Origin of the sequence: Archangium violaceum, assembly GCF_016887565.1 — a bacterium.
In the GTDB taxonomy this organism is placed as follows: Bacteria; Myxococcota; Myxococcia; order Myxococcales; family Myxococcaceae; genus Archangium; species Archangium violaceum_B.
In genome coordinates this window covers 11,043,080-11,058,310 of the sequence record NZ_CP069396.1, presented here as the reverse complement: position 1 = coordinate 11,058,310, position 15,231 = coordinate 11,043,080, and the positions used below count along the sequence as shown (strand labels likewise).

Sequence of the window (15,231 nt, the reverse complement as noted above, 5' to 3'; positions counted from 1 at the left end):
CGTTCCCAGGACCCCAACAATCACCCCTCTCCCTCTGGGAGAGGGCTGGGGTGAGGGTATACACCTCGCCCCATGAGCACCGATTCCGATCCCATCCACCACCGTGAGCTCGAGCCCCTGGTCATCCCGCCGGTGACGCTGGAGGGTATGGCCGTGCGCCTGGAACCACTGACAATGCGCCACGTGGCGGCATTGGCGGAGGTAGCCGAGCCGGACATCTTCGAGCACTTTCCCCAGGTATTACGCACGGCCGGGGACATGGAGACGTACATCACCACGGCGCTGGAGGCGGCGGAGCGAGGGGTGGAGAGGCCCTTCGCGATCCTCGAGCGTGAAACGGGCGCGGTGGTAGGCAGCACGCGTTACCTGGACATCCAGCGCCATCACCGGACGGTGGAGATTGGCAACACGTGGCTGGCGAAGCGGGTCTGGCGCTCGAGGGTGAACACGGAGAGCAAGTACCTGCTGTTGAGGCACGCGTTCGAGGAGCTGAAGGTGATGAGGGTGCAGCTCAAGACGGACCGGCGCAACACGCGTTCGAGAGCGGCGATCGAGCGCCTGGGAGCGCGCTTCGAGGGAATCCTGCGCCAGCACATGCTGGTGCGAGGCGGAGTGGTGCGAGACTCGGCGTACTACAGCATCCTGGATGGAGAGTGGCCGGAGGTGAAGGCGGGGCTGGAGCGGAAGCTGACCGAGCGCTGAGCGCACCTCAGGGCCGCAGGGCGCGCTCGAGCGCCTCCTCCAGCAGGGGCACGCGGACAGAAGGGACATGAAGACCCTCGGCGCGGTGGCGCCCGGCGAGTCCAAGGGCGCGCCTCGCTTCAGGGTCGACGAGCCAGCGCGCGAGCACCTCGGCGACGGCGTCGGCCCGGGGAGGCACCCGGGCGCCACAGGAGTCATCGACGAGCTCCCGAGCGCCGCCCATGTCGGTGGTGAGCACGGGAAGGCCGGCGTACATGGCCTCGACGAAGACGATGCCGAAGGGCTCGGGGCCGAGGTTGGGCTGGCAGAAGACGTCGGCGGCGGAGAGCAGCCGGGGGACGTCGGAGCGCTGGCCGAGGAAGCGGACCCGGCCGGACAGGCCAGGCGTGTCGGCCCGGGCCCGCAGGCGGGCGAGGAAGGCCTGCTCCTCGGGGCGCTGGGCGCCGCCCACCACCAGGCAGACCCAGTCCGTTTCGCGAGGCAGGAGCGCGAGCGCGTCCAGGAGCAGCTCCTGACCCTTCCAGGCCTCCAGGCGGCTCACCTGGACGATGACGGGGGTGCGCTCGGGGAGGCCCAGCTCCTGGCGGACGGCGTGCCGTACGCCGGGCTCTCTCGGAGCGCGGTCCTCGACGGGGCAGCCGACGACGAGCGGCGCGAGCCGGGGGAGCAGGGTGGAGGCGGAGGCGGCGGTGAAGGCCGAGTTGGACAGGAGCGCGTGGGGAGGCAGCCACGCCAGCAGCCGATCCAACGCGAAGCGGGGATCGACGGGCCCATGGAGGAACAGGGCCTGGCGGTGACCGAGCAGGGCGGGGCCCGCGGCGGCCTTCAGCCAGGAGGAGTGGACGAGCACGAGCTCCGGGCGCCACGAGGACAGGAGCCGGCGGAGCCGGAGCTGGGGTGCGACGAGGGTCCACGGGCGGCCGAGCCGGGCCGGGCCGAGCACCTCCACGGAGGCGCCGGCCGCGCGCAGCTCCGAGGCGAGACGGCCCTCGAAGAACAGGGCGAAGCGGTGCTCCAGGCGCCGGGGCGCCCTGGCCAGGGTGACGAGGAAGCTCTCCACGCCACCGTACAGATTTCCCGCCGCCAGGTGGAGCACACGGCCGGCCACGTTGCCTCCTCGCTGTCCGAGGGGGAGATGTTGGCCCCGAGTGGCGAGCCCATCAAGGAAAGCCGTCCGACTGTCCGGAGGGGGAGGGGGAGACGTCGTGAACCGAGCCATTCTGGAGGGTGGTGGTAGGGTGTACCGATGCCTTCCGCCTCCTCTCTCCGTTGCGTCGTGGGTGCGCTGGCCGCGCTGGGGCTCGCCGGCTGTGGCCGCACCGTGGCCGAGTCCGTCACCCTCGCGGACCTGAAGGACCGCACCCTGCGGTTCACCCTCACGGACGTGGACTCCCTGGAGAGGGAGACCTCGACGGTGGGGGCGCACCGCTTCACCGCCATCTTCTCCGCTGGAGACATCTGCGCCCGGCTCACGGGGAACGTCACGGCGACCCTCAACGGGCAGCCCATGCAGCTGGCGCCCGGAGGAGTGCCCGACACGGGCGTCGGCGGGCGCGAGGTGTGCGAGCCCCCGCGCGTCACCTTCGACTTCGATCCGGGACAGTGGAACGAGGAGCCCACCGAGGACCTGCGGGTCATCCTCCAGGACGACACCCACTCGGTGGTGCTCGTTCTCGAGAACGCGAAGGCCAAGAGGCACTTCCTGCGCAGCGGAGGCACGGCGGGCACGCTGCGGCGCGGACAGACGCATACCTACGTATGGCTGCCCGAGACCGACACGCTCGCGGCACCCGTCCAGGCCAGCCTCTTTCCCGCCAGTGGGGGCGCGGAGGCCGCGCTGGAGGTGCAGCAGGACGGCAACGCGGCGCGCTTTCTCCTGCGCGATACCACGGTGGAGGGCGCGTACTACCTGCGCCTGAGTGGCACGGCCAACGCCCAGGTGCTCACGTGCGAGGGTGTGGCGGGCTGCCAGGGAGGCCTCTTCCACTCGGAGGACTTCGCGGTCTCGGTCACTCCCTGAGCCTGCCCGCCGTGCTTGCCGCCGAGGGGCCTGCCCGCGGCGGTTGCCGGGGTCCTCCTGCCTCCCCACCGTGGGCGGGGTAGGCAACTGGAGGACACCCCGACATGGCTCAGAAGAATCCCCGCGACGCAGGAGTGAAGCCCCCTCTGCCCGGCCAGGAGCAGGCACACCCGGGCATCGAGGCGCAGATGACACCCGAGCCGGACTACGGCCTCACGTCGTACAAGGGGCTCGGCCGGTTGAAGGACAGGGTGGCACTCGTCACGGGCGGGGACAGTGGCATTGGCCGTGCGGTGTGCCTGGCCTTCGCGCGCGAGGGGGCGGACGTGGCCTTCGCGTACCTCAACGAGGATCCGGACGCCGAGCAGACGCGGCGCGTGGTGGAGGATTCGGGGCACCAGGTGCTGGCGCTCAAGGGGGACCTGACGGACGAGGCCGTGTGCCGCCGCATCATCGAGGACACGGTGAAGCGCTTTGGCCGCATCGACGTGCTCGTCAACAACGCGGCCTTCCAGGGCAAGGCGGTGGAGAAGTTCGAGGAGCTCACGGCCGAGCGGATCGAACGGACCTTCCGCACCAACATCCTCGCGATGTTCCACCTGGTGCGCTACGCGCTGCCGCACATGAAGTCCGGGGCCTCCATCATCAACGTGGCCTCCATCCAGGCGTACCAGCCCAGTCCGGGCATCCTGGATTACGCGAGCACGAAGGGCGCCATCGTCACCTTCACCAAGGGGCTGGCGCAGGAGCTCATCGAGCGAGGCATTCGGGTGAACTCGGTAGCGCCGGGACCCGTGTGGACGCCGCTGATTCCGCAGTCCTTCGACGCGGAGAAGGTGAAGTCGTTCGGCAAGAGCTCGCCGATGGGCCGGCCGGCGCAGCCGGTGGAACTGGCGCCCTCGTTCGTGTTCCTCGCCTCGGACGAGTCGCGCTACGTGAACGGGGAGATTCTCGGCGTCACCGGCGGACAGGTCCTCGCCTGAGACGCGGGCCGCTCCCGCGAGGGGCGGCGGGTTCGCTTGGCAGGACGGCCCTTCCCCTGGACCAGGGGAAGGGCCGCGGGGCACACGAGCCGTGGTTCAATCGGCTCAAGGTCCGCTGAACTTCGTGACGAAGGCGTCCGTTCCGCCACCGGAGCCATAAACATTCGTCGGGAAGTCACTCGAGAATGTATTGCCTGTGACATATACATTCATCGAGGGGTCCAGCGCGATCCCTCGCCCGATATCCTCCTGGCTCCCGCCCAGGTAGGTCGAGTACCCGATGGCGTTGCCCGATGGGCTGATCTGGGCAAGGAAGGCGTCGCTGCCGCCATAGGAGAAGGGTTGGAAGGCATTGTATGTGACAGGGAAGTTGAGGGAGAGGGTATTGCCTGTCACGTAAGCCGTGCCTGTGCTGCGGTTCACCGCGATACCGCCATAGAGGTTTTCGTTGCCACTTCCACCAAGATAGGTGGCATAGGCAAGCCATCCTGTCGCGGACAGCTTCGCCACGTAGCGATCGATGGCTCCTCCGAATGACGTCTGGGCTGCACCGGGCGTCACAGGAAAGTTGGCTCCTGCTGTCCCCGTGACGTAGGCGTTGCCAGCGTCATCCAGAGCGATGCCCACGCCAAAACTATCGCCCCCCGGGCAGCCCAGGAAGGTCGAGTAGAGCAGAGCCGTGCCTGTTGCGTTCAGCTTCGAGATGAACGTCGCCGAACCACCTGTGAGGGTGCCCTGAAAGGCATTCCGCACGGGAAAGTCGGGCGATTGGGTCCAACCCACCACGTACGCATTGCCTGCGCTGTCCACGTCGATGTCCTCGGTCTTCTCGATGGTCATTCCGCCGAAGGTGACGCTGTAGACAAAGGCCGAGCCATCTGGGTTCAACTTGCTGACGAGCACTTCGGTACTCTTGGTGCTATCAGCGTAGGATTCTCCAAGGATGTAGGCATTGCGCAGGGAGTCCACGGCGATGCCCGTGAGCATCCACGGCACGGTGATATAGTAGACGAAGGCTGAACCACTTGAATTCAGCTTCGCCACGATACTGCCACTGCCACCACCGACCCCTGCCACGACATAGGTGTTGCCAGAGGTGTCCACCTTGATGTCGACCCCATAACCATTGCTGGAGAAATAGGTGAAGTAGATGAGTTGCCCCGTGGGGCTCATCTTCGCGACGAACGGTTTGGACCCTCCGAATGAGGTGGTTTCTCCCGTGATGTACGCGTTACCCGAGGAATCCACCGCCACTGCTCTGCCGCCCCATTCATGTCCCGCGAATCCCAGATAGGTCGAGTAGTTCACCGTGGAAAGCCCTTGCTGAGCACGAGGCCGATCCACGTGCTGGATGCGACGGCACGTATCGCCGCTGCAAACGACGATGGGATGCACCGTCGCCAGCTCGGATGACGGCTCTCCCGCGACAGGAGTCACCAGCGCGCTGTCCTCGTCCGCGGGTCCACAGGCGCAGGCCAGGAGCGCGGTCACTGCGAGCCAAAGTTCTTTCTTCATAGGTCTTCCCCGGTTCGTGATGCGTACTTGCTCGAAGGAGCGGGTCGCTTCTGGTGGGTCGAGCAACCCCCCACGAACGAGATGAGCCCGCGAGGCGGAGAATCATGCAGAAAATCTGCGGGGGCCCACGAATGACGAGGGAAATAGGAACATCGGCCATGATCCATTCAACCGCGACGGTACCCGTGAACCCCGAGGGTGAGCTTCCGCTGACCCGCGAGCAGCTCTGGCCGGGCCTCGTACGGGGTGCGATGTGGTCGTCGACGGCGGGGGCTGCACCTGAGGTTCTACTGCCTGCTGGGCTTGCTCAACGAGGGATCTGGTGGCCCTGGTAGAGGACTCGCTGCGCATCAACTCGGCGGGGCTCACGCGTCACCAGGTGAAGGTGCGGCGGCAGCTGGCCTCCCTGCCGCCCATGATGACGGACAAGCACAAGATGTTGATGATCCTGGTCAACCTGGTCAGCAACGCCAAGTATGCCCTGGACCCTGTGACCTCGGGCGAGCGGCTGCTGACGGCGAGGCTGGAGCAGTGCGCCGCTGACCGTGTCCGCATCTCCATCCACGACAACGGCGTGGGGATCGCGCCGGAGATGCTCACCCGCATCTTCCAATACGGCTTCACCACGCGAGTGGATGGACACGGCTTCGGCTTGCACTCCAGTGCCCTGGCGGCCCAGGAGCTGGGAGGCACCTTGAGCGTCCACAGCGAGGGACTCGGGCGCGGAGCCACGTTCACCCTGGAGCTGCCCTACACTCCGGCTCCACCCCCCTCCACCAGCCCGTGAAACTGCGCTCGGCGCACGCGCCACCCCAGAGCGCATGGGGCGTGGCACGCTCCGCCAGGCCAGCGATCGAGCGCCCTACAAGCTGGCGTATACTGCTGGGGTGGCCTCTGCGCTGCAGCCAGATGCGCAGGCCGCGTGGGCAGTGCCAGGTGCTCCACAATGGCGAGCACTGTGTTGGGTGCCGTCAGGTACGCCAACACCCGGCGCCTGCGCGAACGCCCCGCGCAGCAGCTGCGCTCAGTCCACTCGCGGCGTCATCTCCTTCTTCGATCACGAGCCTCAAGTCGCCTGTGGAGGCGCTGCGAGGTAGGGCAGTTCCAGGGTGAAGGTGGCCCCGTGTCCAGGCCCCTCGCTGTGGACGGTGAGCTTCCCCCCCATCTCCTGGGCCGCCAGGGCGCTGGAGTGCAGGCCGAAGCCATGCCCCTCCTGCCGGGTGGTGAAGCCATACTGGAAGATGCGGGTGAGCATCTCCGGTGCGATGCCCATGCCGTTGTCATGCATCTGGATGCGCACCTGCTCGTTCCCGGTGCGCTCCAGCTTCACGGTGAGCACCCGCTCGGTGGGAGGCACCCCGTCCATGGCGTACTTGGCGTTGCTCACCAGGTTGACCAGGATCATCAGCGTCTTGTGCTTGTCGGTGAGCACCGGAGGCAGGTCGGCCAGCTGGCGCACCACCTTCACCTGATGGCGGGTGAGTCCGGTGGCGTTGATGCGCAGCGCGTCCTCCAACAGATCCGCCATGTGCACGGGCTCCTGCATCCGGGGCGCGCGAGCGTAGTTCTGCTGCACCTTGACGATGTCTCCCACGTGCTCGGTGTAGCGGCCCACGTCATCGAGCAGGGAGATGATCTCCCGGCGCTCTTCGAGCAGGTTCTGGCCCAGCTTTTCCAGGAAGGGCAGGGCGTTCCTGCCGCGCTCGTCCTGGGAGAGGAAGGTGCCGATGCTGGATTGGTGCTCGTGGAGCAGGTTGGCCACGCGGTCCACCTGCTCCAGACGCATGCCCGCCATGCGCTCCTTGGCCAACTGGGCGGAGGTGTAGACGCTGTTGAGCACGTTGCCCACGTTGTGCAGCACGTTGGTGGCGATCTCCGCCATGCCCGCGCGCCGGGCCGTCTGCACGAGCTGCAGGTGGACCTCCGTGAGCTCGCGGGTGCGCTCCTCGACGCGCTGCTCCAATCCCTCGTTGGCCTCGCGCAGGGCCTGCTCGCGGTGCTGGACCTTGTCGGCCATGGACCGGAAAGAGCGGGCAAGCTGCCCCAGCTCGTCGTCGCGCGAGGTGTCCAGCTCCACGTGGAAGTCACCGGAAGCGATCCGGTCGGCGGCCTGGGTGAAGGACTCCAGCGGGCGGGTGATCTGATTCCTGAGCACCCAGGCCATGATGGCCAGCTCGAGGACGAGGGACAGGAGGCCGAGCAGCAGCACGTAGCGGGCGGCCTGGAAGGCGGGCTTCGTCACGATGTGCTCGGGAAGCACGGTGACGAAGTTCCAGCCGGGCCCCCGCAGCTTTCCCATGGCGAGGTACTCGCCACGCTCCGGCAGCTCCAGCACGGCCTGCCCGGGCTGACGGGCCTGCACGCGCTCGACGATGTGCCGCATGTGGTCCTCTTCGCCGGCCTGGGTGACCATTCCGGGATGGGCGATGAGCTTGCCGTCATCGCGGAAGATGACGTTGTACGTGCCGGGCAGGTGGTCGTTGATGGTGCGGGCCACCAGCTCCTCCAGGAGCACGTCCAGGCTGAACGCCGCGACATACCGGCCCTCGAGGTCCAGGGGAATGGTGACCGAGGTCATGGATCTGCCGCTGACCGTATCCAAGTAGACCTCGGACCAGAGCGTCCGCCGCTCCGGGTTGTTCTCGGGCCGGCTGGTGACGAAGTACTCCAGCTCCGTGACCATGAGGCCGGGTTCTGCGTCGTGGACCCAGGTGGGGCGCTCGGGCCAGTAGAGGATGATCGGCCCCTCGGGCAGCGTGACGAAGGCGTCCGTGAAGCGGACGTGGAAGGCGGGCCCGTACCAGGAGAGCACGTCATAGGAGGCCAGCAACCGGCGGCGCATGTCCTCGTCGAGGATGACGCCCCGGGGGACGAAGACGCCTGGCACCTTCGTGCCATCGAAGCTCTCGGGGCGGCTGCGGACCGTGCCGTCGGGCAACCGCACGAACAGACTGTCGAAGCGCGCGCCCACGTCCTCCGGGCCCAGGGTCCGGATGCGCTCCGCCAGGGCCTTCTTGACGGCGCCGAGGTTGTCCTCGGCCAGCAGGAAGATGGCCTGCTCCCGCTGGCTGCGCTCCGAGACGTGCTGCTCCAACTGCGTGAGCGCCTCGGTGCGCAGCGTGTGGAGCATGTGGAGGTAGCTGAAGAAGGTCGTCAGGGCGATGACCACCGCGATACGCACGCCCATCTTGATGAGCGTCGAGCGGGCCAGCGGAGCACGGGAGTGGGGAGGGGGCGGCATGAGAACTGGCGGCACTGACACTGACACGAGACCCTCCGCGGGAATTCCTCCGTGGGGGGAGTTGCCAGCCGGGAGGGTGTGCCGGATGTGGAGGCCCCCGGGGTGGACATGTCCAGCACGTCGGGCCCCCGAAGTGACACTCTAGCCCAGGAGGCCGATGACAGACGAGAGAGCGCCCCGATGCTCGCACGAGCCTCCTCCCGTCGCGGTGGTGCTGGCTGGTTGACGCCCCGCGAAAGCCGGGCACCGCGACCCTGTGGGGTGTGGAAGCGGCGGGAATCGAACCCGCCACTCGGAGCCTCCGGTAACCAGTGGACGTGCTTCAGGGGCAGACGCAGCTGCCCGTACACGCGTAGTCGGTGAAACATGGGGTCGCGCCGCACGCCGTGGTGCATGCCGACTGGGTGGAGTAGTACCTCACCCAGTTACACGTCCACTTCAGCGGGCAGATGGCCATCGCGGTGACCTGCCCATCGGCGGGAGCGGCCTCGGACTCGGACACGGGGGCCTGCGGGTTCTCGGACTCGGACTCGGACTCGACACCACAACCTGTCACGGCGAGGGCAAGGCCAGCAATCAGGGCTGCCACCACTGAGTTGATGCGCATGAGGCGATGTCTCCTGGGTTCATCGGGCTCGGTCTCGATGGCGCCCGCCCGACACAAGCGCCGACGCGATGCTACCACTTCGCTGTGAGTGGAACCGTGGCGTTGTCTGGACCTCGCGTCCGACGCACGCCCAATCGTGGGTCATTGGCCGTGACGCCTGCGGGTTGGCGGACGCAGCTCGGTGTCGCCCGGGCCCAGCAGCCGCCCATCCTCCGAGCGCAGCTCCAACGTCCGCACGGGCTGGCCGTGCTCCCGGTCCACCAGCTCCGGGATGGCCTCTCCGGGCCCGAAGAAGTGCGCGCCGCCCCACTGCCGGAGCGCCACGAGCACGGGAAACAGGCCCCGTCCCTTCTCCGTCAGGACGTACTCCTGGTAGGCGCTCCCATCCGACGCGGGCGCCAACTCCAGGATGCCGTGGTTCACCAGCGTGCGCAGGCGTGCCGCCAGGATGTTCTTGGCCAGGCCCAGGCTCTTCTGGAACTCACCGAAGCGGCGCTTGCCCAGCAGCGCGTCGCGGATGATGAGCAGGGACCACCAGTCCCCAATGACATCCAGCGCCCGCGCGATGGGGCATTCCGCTGATTCGAGGCTCGTGCGCTTCACCGTCTGCTCCTCCCCGCGTCCTTTCCTCGCCAGGCGCCGTTCGTCCGTTCTGGTTGCATCATAAAACCAGCCTCTCTATAAAGCCATCGTGGTTTCATGATGAAACCAGAACACGGGAGCCGAGGATGCGACTCGAGAACAAGGTGGCGTTCATCACGGGTGGAAACAGCGGCATCGGTCTGGCCACGGCGCGGTTGTTCCTGGCCGAGGGGGCCCGGGTCGCCATCACGGGGCGAAACCCGGAGACGCTCGACGCCGCGGCGAGGGAGCTGGGCCCGAATCTGCTCGCCCTCCAGGCGGACGTGAAGGACGTGGCGGCGACGGAGCGGGCCGTGGCCCAGGCCGCCGAGCGGTTCGGCGCGCTGGACATCGTGTTCGCCAACGCGGGCATCGGGGGACTCACCGCCGTGGGCAATACGTCCCTGGCGGCTTTCGAGGAGGTGCTGCGCGTCAACCTCACCTCGGCGTTCTTCACCGTCCAGGCGGCCCTGCCCTACTTGAACAAGGGCGCATCCGTGGTGCTCAACGGCTCCGTGCACAGCGTCCTGGGCGCACCGGGGTACGCGGCCTACGCGGCCAGCAAGGCGGGCGTGAGGTCCATGGCACGCGTGCTGGCCTCGGAGCTGTCTCCGCGCGGCATCCGGGTCAACGTGGTGTCGCCCGGTGCGGCCCATACGCCCATCTGGTCCGCGCGGGCCCCCACCCCCGACGCGTACGCCGCGTTGGAAAAGAACCTCTCCCAAGGCATCCCGCTCGGACGCATGGGCAATGCCGACGAGGTGGCGAAGACCGTGTTGTTCCTCGCATCGGACGATGCGTCGAACATCCAGGCCGCCGAGTTCTTCGTCGATGGGGGCACCACGGGCGCGCCGATGGGGGCTCCCATCTACCGGGTGCCCCAACGTTCCAGCCTCTGAGCAGCTCCTTGCTCAGAAGCTCCAGCTACGGGGTGCTGGCGGCTTTCACTTGTGGTGCTACCGCCAGGGTGAGAATGCGGGTTGTTGTGGCAATCATGCGCAGCTTTCCCATGTCGTCTTCCGTGTGCTCGTGCTGCCACTGAGCCTGGGCGGGCTGGCGCACGCGCGGATTCCCGGCGGTCCGAGTGGCTCGCTGGTGGCGCCTCGCCTGGACGAGGATGCGCGGCGCTCGTATGCCGCGAACTGCGACCCGGGTGGTTTCCTGTTCAGGGACAGGCGTCTCACCGCCAGCGTGCGACTGCTCGAGGAGGCAGGGGCCTGTTTCACGGGCAGGTGCCCACCCGGTCGAAGAGGGCCGTGAAGGAGGCTCCGTTGTTGTAGACCTGCAGCTTCTGTAGCCGGTATCCCTGGTCCGCCTCGTTCTCGTAGATGGACTGGTACAGGGACATGGCGCCGTCCACGTAGACATGGGGGACGCAGCCGCTGGCGTCATTGGCGGTGAAGGCGAAGCGCGGCGGGCTGTAGGTGGGATCCGCGACGATGTTGTCCACATGCATGCCCTGACCCGGCAGCGCGGCGAGCTCCGACAGAGCCTGCGCCTTGGACAAGCCGTAGAGCAGCCAGCGCGTGTTGGTGTCGAAGTTGCTGAACAGGACCGCGTAGTACTGCACGCCGCCCTCCCGGTAGGGGAAGAAGTCCTCCACGCGCCAGCCCGCGTCCACCACGTACGTCTTGTAGAGCGAGTCCAGGCTGGCCTGCGTCAGCCGGTGCTCGAAGCGGACCTGCTCGTTGGTGCGCAGCTTGCCGAAGAGGGTGCTGTAGCGGGCCTGGCCGGCCGAGTTGATGCGGATGCGCGTCTCACGCGGCACGTAGCCGGACTGCCGCCACAGGTCCACCTGGGTGTCGAAGCCGGCGCTGTCCAGCCCGGCCTGCACGCCCCACTGCATGTCCGTGGAGTACTGGTAGGAGCCCGCCACGCGCAGCACTCCGTCCTGCTCGTAGTAGCTGAGCGTCTTCGGGCGGTAGCTCATGCCGCTGTAGTACTCGGGCAGCTCGGTGAAGGTGGCCCAGGTGACGCCATGGAAGTCCGGGGAGTGGGGCATCCACAGCCGCGGATAGTACGTGTCCTGGAAGCCGTCGTAGCAGCCGGTGGAGACCTTCTCGTAGACGCCATACGGGTCCACCTCGACGGCTATCTTCGGGTCGGTGGGCGTGGGCGCGCCGATGTACACGTGCAGGTGGTTGTTGGCGTGATTGCTGGCGGGCTTGCCGTCGGCCTCGAGCGAGCCAGCGGTCATCGTGTTGCCCGACTTCGCGATCTTCTGTCCCTGGGTGACCCACTGGCCCAGGGAGACGGAAAGGGTGTCGGTGTCCGAGCCCCACGAGGGGTGGTTCGGGTAGTTCGTCGCCATCGACTTGTAACGAGCGCACCCATCGTCACCGGCGGGGCAGGTGATCGCCTTGACGGCGGCCACGTCGTGGGCCCGGCCGTTGCGCAGGTGCATGTAGAAGCTGTAGAGCTTCTTCCCGTTGGCGCCGGTGTGCTCGAGGACCACCGTGTTGCCGCCGCCGCCGGGAGGGCCATCGAAGTAGATGCCGATGACCTTGCCGTCCGCGATGGCCAGCACGTCGAAGCTGGGATCCTTGTCGGCGGGCGTGTTGAAGCGGCTGATGTCGAGCCCGCGGTGGATGCCACCGCCGTTGTAGCGCCAGCCGTGGCCCAGCTTCACCTCGGTGCCAGCGAGGTAGGGTGCATTCGAGGTGAAGGGCAGCCGCAGGGGCAGTGGCGTGCGGAAGGAGCGCAGGAAGGACTGGGCCTCGGCCGGGGTGGCGAAGGCCGAGTACGGGCTGCGGAGGCGGGTGAGCAGCCGGTTCTGCAGGTCCGTCCTGGTGGCTGACGCGGGCAGGGCGTTGATGGCCTCACTCCATTCGTCCAGCTCGCCACCGGCGGCCGTCTCCAGGGACTCGAAGCCGGAGGGATCCGGGGTGATGCACGTCTGCGAGATGTCGCTGACCAGGGCGGGCTGCTCCAGGTTGTCCAGGGGCATGATGGGTGGCTCGTCCCCGCCGGGAGCCCCACAGGCGGAGAGGACGAGAGGGAGCAGCGCCGCGGAAGAGAAGGTTTTCTTGAGTTTCATGTCCCCCTGAACGAGGGACTGGCGGAATCTTCCCGAGCGCGGGGACGGGAGGGCTCCTGGGCGCGCTCCATGGGCGGGAGACCTGGGCTGGCGTGTACCTCGAGGGGCTGCGCGGCCTCTCCACCGAGGAAGCCTTCGGTTCCGATATGAGGGGATGGCTCAGCCCGATAGGTCCTGACTTGATTGGAGGATGTAGTCATGCGTTTCCGAGCGTGCGTCGCGCTTTTGCTCTATGTCTCAGCCTGCGCTACGTCAGCGCCCAGCCCAAGAGAGCCAGCGGCCCGAGACCCGAGGCTCGTCAACCTCCAGCGAGCGGCGACGCTGCCCTGGACGGACGGGGGACGTTGCGCCGTCCGCGAAGCTTCTGAGCCCTGGCCCGTGCTGGCGGAGCGGTGCTTTCATGCCCTCGACCATGACCGGATCGAGTTTCACGACACCACGGGACGATGCGCGGTTGCCTCCGCGGGTGCCGCTGCCTTGGGACTCGGAGTCTGCGTGCTGTCGGCCCCGGAGCTCGTGGTGGGGGCGGTGATTGTGGTGGGCGTTGTGGTGGTGGGCTTCGCCATCAAAGAGGCCCTGGATATGTATGAGGAGAAGAGGGGCAGTCCCCAGGTAAGACCCGTGCCTGAAACGCGCCCCGTGCCTGAAACAAAGCCCGTTCCGCAGGAACCCTCGCCGGAAAAAAGGCTCAAGCCGGAGCCAAAAGGGCCGGATTTCCCTCCTCTTGGGCCAGTCGAAGTCACGGAGCGAGACCGCCGCCCGGAGTGCAAACCCATCCCGGTGCCACATCGAGGCGGAAACAATGATCATAACAAGTGCGCCGACAGAATTCAGAACAACAGTTTCCCCGGCTGGGACGTGCTCGTCAATGGCAAGCAATTTGACGCGCTGCAACTGGCCACGCGCACGTTGTGGGAAGTAAAGACTGATGACTTCGACATACACTCGCCTCATTCCCAGAGGTTCTTTGCTCGGATGAAACTGCCGGAAATACAACGCGAGAAAAGGCTCGCAGAAGCATGCGGGTATAGCCTTGCCGTTGGTGTGAAAAGCGCCGCGCACAAGGTTGCTCTCGAGGCACTGGATAAAACCCTTGAGGTCGTCGTCATGGATTGGTGCTGATATGGCTGTCTTCCCTGAGGAGCTCGGCATCATTGTTTATGCACCTGCGCTCGTGGGTGACGAGAGGCGGCCGCTCGCTATCGTCCATGGAATGGAAGGCGCGCTTCCTGGTCTACGGCTGGAGTGGACGCTCTCTGAAAAAGAAGAGTTCATTGCATTGCCTCACCGCGATGAATGGGTCGCGACAGACAGGACAGACAACGGGTTTCCGTTCCTTTGCAACGATGACAGAACCCGCCCGGTGACGATTACCGGGTGGGAGAACCCGAACGGGCTTGCGGCAGGAAGCCCGCCGTACTTGGAAGTCCATGGGTCGCTGCACCTGGACGCAGCCGGCATTGCAGCCGCAGCGGATGTGCTGGCTGCCATGGGGGAAGGCGCCCGCGCTTTCTGGGGGCACGCAACGCCGTTCAACTCGGCCGTTGAGATTTCGCGGCAAACGATCGATCCGGTACGTAAGCCAGGGGTCCCGCCACGCGGGCTCCCTGCACTCAGGTTCCCAGACTACATCCGCGCGCCCGAGATTCCGCATAACCTCGGGTGGCTGAACTACTGGTCGGCTGCTGCCGCAGATGCCATCGGGTTCCCGGACCCGGCCCGCGACGCGGAGCTGCTCTCGCGCGCACGGCGCACAGCGACGGGCGGGTGGGTTGTCAGGCTCACCGATGCGCCGCTCGACCTGGACAACCCCGCCCACCTGGACGCGCTCAAACGGGCCTACGAGCGCTTCCCGGAGATCGGCGGGCGCTCCACCCCTTGAGGCTCGGCAACTGCTCACGGTGGCCGTGCTCAGGGCGCCGCCTTCGGGCTCACTGGCAAGGTGACGTTCCCTGGGGTGACGGTGCGCGGCCCCTGCGCTGTAAGCCTCCGATCGACGAACACAGAGACGACGTCACGGAGGCGGTGCCAGCGAGGGCACCATGGGCACCCGGCGCTCGCCCGGGGCATTCGGGGTGGACGGGCTGTTGTTCGTCACGCGCCGCATCTTGGAGCGGATGAGCGGCAGGTCACGGCGCAGCTTGTCCACGATCTCCCGGCCCCGCACCGCCACAGCCGGTGCCGCAGGTGCGCAGCGAGGAGAAGTTCGGCGACATCCTCTCCTCCCTGGACAAGGGGCTCGCCGTGGACTCCGAGGGCGACCTCGAGGCCATGAACGACCTGCTCGGCCCGGCCTTCGATGGGGTGCGCTCGCGCCAGGACTTCGCGAAAGCGGTGCGCCAGCTCATCGCCGATGTGCCAGACTCCGACCAGGCCGCCGCCTATCGCAACCTGTTGCGCTCGCTCGGCGAGACGCCCTGAGCGGGCGCGCGGGACACGCTCCTCTTCCGCGCGGGCCGTTCGCCACCCTTGTCGTCATGCAGGAGGAGTGGGCGCGTGCCGCCC

At 67.1% G+C, this 15,231-nt stretch carries 14 protein-coding genes, 1 tRNA gene and 1 pseudogene; 8 read left to right on the top strand and 8 right to left on the bottom strand.

The features are described 5' to 3' along the window. The first annotated feature begins 72 nt into the window (after positions 1-72). Entirely contained in the window at positions 73-702 is a 630-nt protein-coding gene (locus JRI60_RS43985) for a GNAT family N-acetyltransferase (RefSeq protein ID WP_204222041.1), read from the top strand. Between the two features lie 7 nt (positions 703-709). Here the strand turns inward: JRI60_RS43985 and JRI60_RS43980 are convergent, their stop codons facing one another. Further along, positions 710-1,810, bottom strand: a complete 1,101-nt coding sequence (locus tag JRI60_RS43980; protein ID WP_239470076.1) for a glycosyltransferase — start codon at positions 1,808-1,810, stop codon at positions 710-712. A 138-nt stretch (positions 1,811-1,948) separates the two neighbouring features. On the opposite strand from JRI60_RS43980, the gene JRI60_RS43975 reads away from it, so the two are divergent. Together JRI60_RS43975 and JRI60_RS43970 are read left to right on the top strand one after the other, a co-directional pair. Continuing rightward, positions 1,949-2,722: a hypothetical protein gene (locus tag JRI60_RS43975; protein ID WP_204222040.1), complete on the top strand. Its 774-nt coding sequence runs from the start codon at positions 1,949-1,951 to the stop codon at positions 2,720-2,722. 104 nt (positions 2,723-2,826) lie between these two features. Beyond that, positions 2,827-3,705 carry an SDR family oxidoreductase gene (locus tag JRI60_RS43970; protein WP_204222039.1) on the top strand — a complete coding sequence of 293 codons (879 nt, stop codon included), beginning with the start codon at positions 2,827-2,829 and terminating at the stop codon, positions 3,703-3,705. Between the two features lie 105 nt (positions 3,706-3,810). Here the strand turns inward: JRI60_RS43970 and JRI60_RS43965 are convergent, their stop codons facing one another. Then, the gene (locus JRI60_RS43965; protein WP_204222038.1) at positions 3,811-5,220 is read right to left on the bottom strand and encodes an SBBP repeat-containing protein; all 1,410 of its coding nucleotides are present in this window, start codon (positions 5,218-5,220) and stop codon (positions 3,811-3,813) included. Positions 5,221-5,539: 319 nt separating this feature from the next. On the opposite strand from JRI60_RS43965, the pseudogene JRI60_RS43960 reads away from it, so the two are divergent. Beyond that, a pseudogene (locus JRI60_RS43960) lies at positions 5,540-6,007 on the top strand (sensor histidine kinase); the annotation flags it as partial. Positions 6,008-6,286: 279 nt separating this feature from the next. Here JRI60_RS43960 and JRI60_RS43955 read toward each other — a convergent pair. The 4 genes from JRI60_RS43955 to JRI60_RS43940 form a co-directional block, all read right to left on the bottom strand. Then, positions 6,287-8,461 carry an ATP-binding protein gene (locus JRI60_RS43955; RefSeq protein WP_239470075.1) on the bottom strand — a complete coding sequence of 725 codons (2,175 nt, stop codon included), beginning with the start codon at positions 8,459-8,461 and terminating at the stop codon, positions 6,287-6,289. Between the two features lie 264 nt (positions 8,462-8,725). Beyond that, positions 8,726-8,804: transfer RNA gene (locus tag JRI60_RS43950), tRNA-OTHER, on the bottom strand. Continuing rightward, positions 8,784-9,068, bottom strand: a complete 285-nt coding sequence (locus tag JRI60_RS43945; protein WP_204222037.1) for a hypothetical protein — start codon at positions 9,066-9,068, stop codon at positions 8,784-8,786. The genes JRI60_RS43950 and JRI60_RS43945 overlap by 21 nt, the downstream gene beginning before the upstream one ends. A 141-nt stretch (positions 9,069-9,209) precedes the next feature. After that, positions 9,210-9,671, bottom strand: a complete 462-nt coding sequence (locus tag JRI60_RS43940; protein ID WP_204222036.1) for a winged helix-turn-helix transcriptional regulator — start codon at positions 9,669-9,671, stop codon at positions 9,210-9,212. A gap of 125 nt (positions 9,672-9,796) precedes the next feature. On the opposite strand from JRI60_RS43940, the gene JRI60_RS43935 reads away from it, so the two are divergent. Further along, on the top strand, positions 9,797-10,588 hold the full coding sequence (locus tag JRI60_RS43935; RefSeq protein WP_204222035.1) for an SDR family oxidoreductase: 792 nt from the start codon (positions 9,797-9,799) through the stop codon (positions 10,586-10,588). A gap of 323 nt (positions 10,589-10,911) precedes the next feature. On the opposite strand, the gene JRI60_RS43930 is transcribed toward JRI60_RS43935, so the two are convergent. After that, on the bottom strand, positions 10,912-12,726 hold the full coding sequence (locus JRI60_RS43930; RefSeq protein ID WP_204222034.1) for a M23 family metallopeptidase: 1,815 nt from the start codon (positions 12,724-12,726) through the stop codon (positions 10,912-10,914). Positions 12,727-13,221: 495 nt separating this feature from the next. Between JRI60_RS43930 and JRI60_RS43925 the strand changes: the two genes are divergently transcribed. Together JRI60_RS43925 and JRI60_RS43920 are read left to right on the top strand one after the other, a co-directional pair. Then, positions 13,222-13,848, top strand: a complete 627-nt coding sequence (locus JRI60_RS43925) for a DUF6310 domain-containing protein (RefSeq protein ID WP_343213368.1) — start codon at positions 13,222-13,224, stop codon at positions 13,846-13,848. 1 nt (position 13,849) lies between these two features. Next, on the top strand, positions 13,850-14,608 hold the full coding sequence (locus tag JRI60_RS43920; protein WP_204222032.1) for a DUF5953 family protein: 759 nt from the start codon (positions 13,850-13,852) through the stop codon (positions 14,606-14,608). A gap of 132 nt (positions 14,609-14,740) precedes the next feature. Here the strand turns inward: JRI60_RS43920 and JRI60_RS54805 are convergent, their stop codons facing one another. After that, positions 14,741-14,875: a hypothetical protein gene (locus JRI60_RS54805; protein WP_275439068.1), complete on the bottom strand. Its 135-nt coding sequence runs from the start codon at positions 14,873-14,875 to the stop codon at positions 14,741-14,743. Between the two features lie 38 nt (positions 14,876-14,913). Between JRI60_RS54805 and JRI60_RS43915 the strand changes: the two genes are divergently transcribed. Next, positions 14,914-15,147, top strand: coding sequence for a hypothetical protein (locus JRI60_RS43915; protein ID WP_204222031.1), 234 nt, complete (start codon positions 14,914-14,916; stop codon positions 15,145-15,147). The last annotated feature ends 84 nt before the right edge of the window (positions 15,148-15,231 follow it).

Excerpts from the sequence above, each read along its gene's own strand:
- JRI60_RS43965 (WP_204222038.1), bottom strand. The coding sequence starts at position 5,220 with ATGAAGAAAGAACTTTGGCTCGCAGTGACCGCGCTCCTGGCCTGCGCC.
- JRI60_RS43930 (WP_204222034.1), bottom strand. The coding sequence starts at position 12,726 with ATGAAACTCAAGAAAACCTTCTCTTCCGCGGCGCTGCTCCCTCTCGTC.
- JRI60_RS43985 (WP_204222041.1), top strand. The coding sequence starts at position 73 with ATGAGCACCGATTCCGATCCCATCCACCACCGTGAGCTCGAGCCCCTG.
- JRI60_RS43955 (WP_239470075.1), bottom strand. The coding sequence starts at position 8,461 with ATGCCGCCCCCTCCCCACTCCCGTGCTCCGCTGGCCCGCTCGACGCTC.
- JRI60_RS43945 (WP_204222037.1), bottom strand. The coding sequence starts at position 9,068 with ATGCGCATCAACTCAGTGGTGGCAGCCCTGATTGCTGGCCTTGCCCTC.
- JRI60_RS43935 (WP_204222035.1), top strand. The coding sequence starts at position 9,797 with ATGCGACTCGAGAACAAGGTGGCGTTCATCACGGGTGGAAACAGCGGC.
- JRI60_RS43970 (WP_204222039.1), top strand. The coding sequence starts at position 2,827 with ATGGCTCAGAAGAATCCCCGCGACGCAGGAGTGAAGCCCCCTCTGCCC.
- JRI60_RS43975 (WP_204222040.1), top strand. The coding sequence starts at position 1,949 with ATGCCTTCCGCCTCCTCTCTCCGTTGCGTCGTGGGTGCGCTGGCCGCG.
- JRI60_RS43920 (WP_204222032.1), top strand. The coding sequence starts at position 13,850 with ATGGCTGTCTTCCCTGAGGAGCTCGGCATCATTGTTTATGCACCTGCG.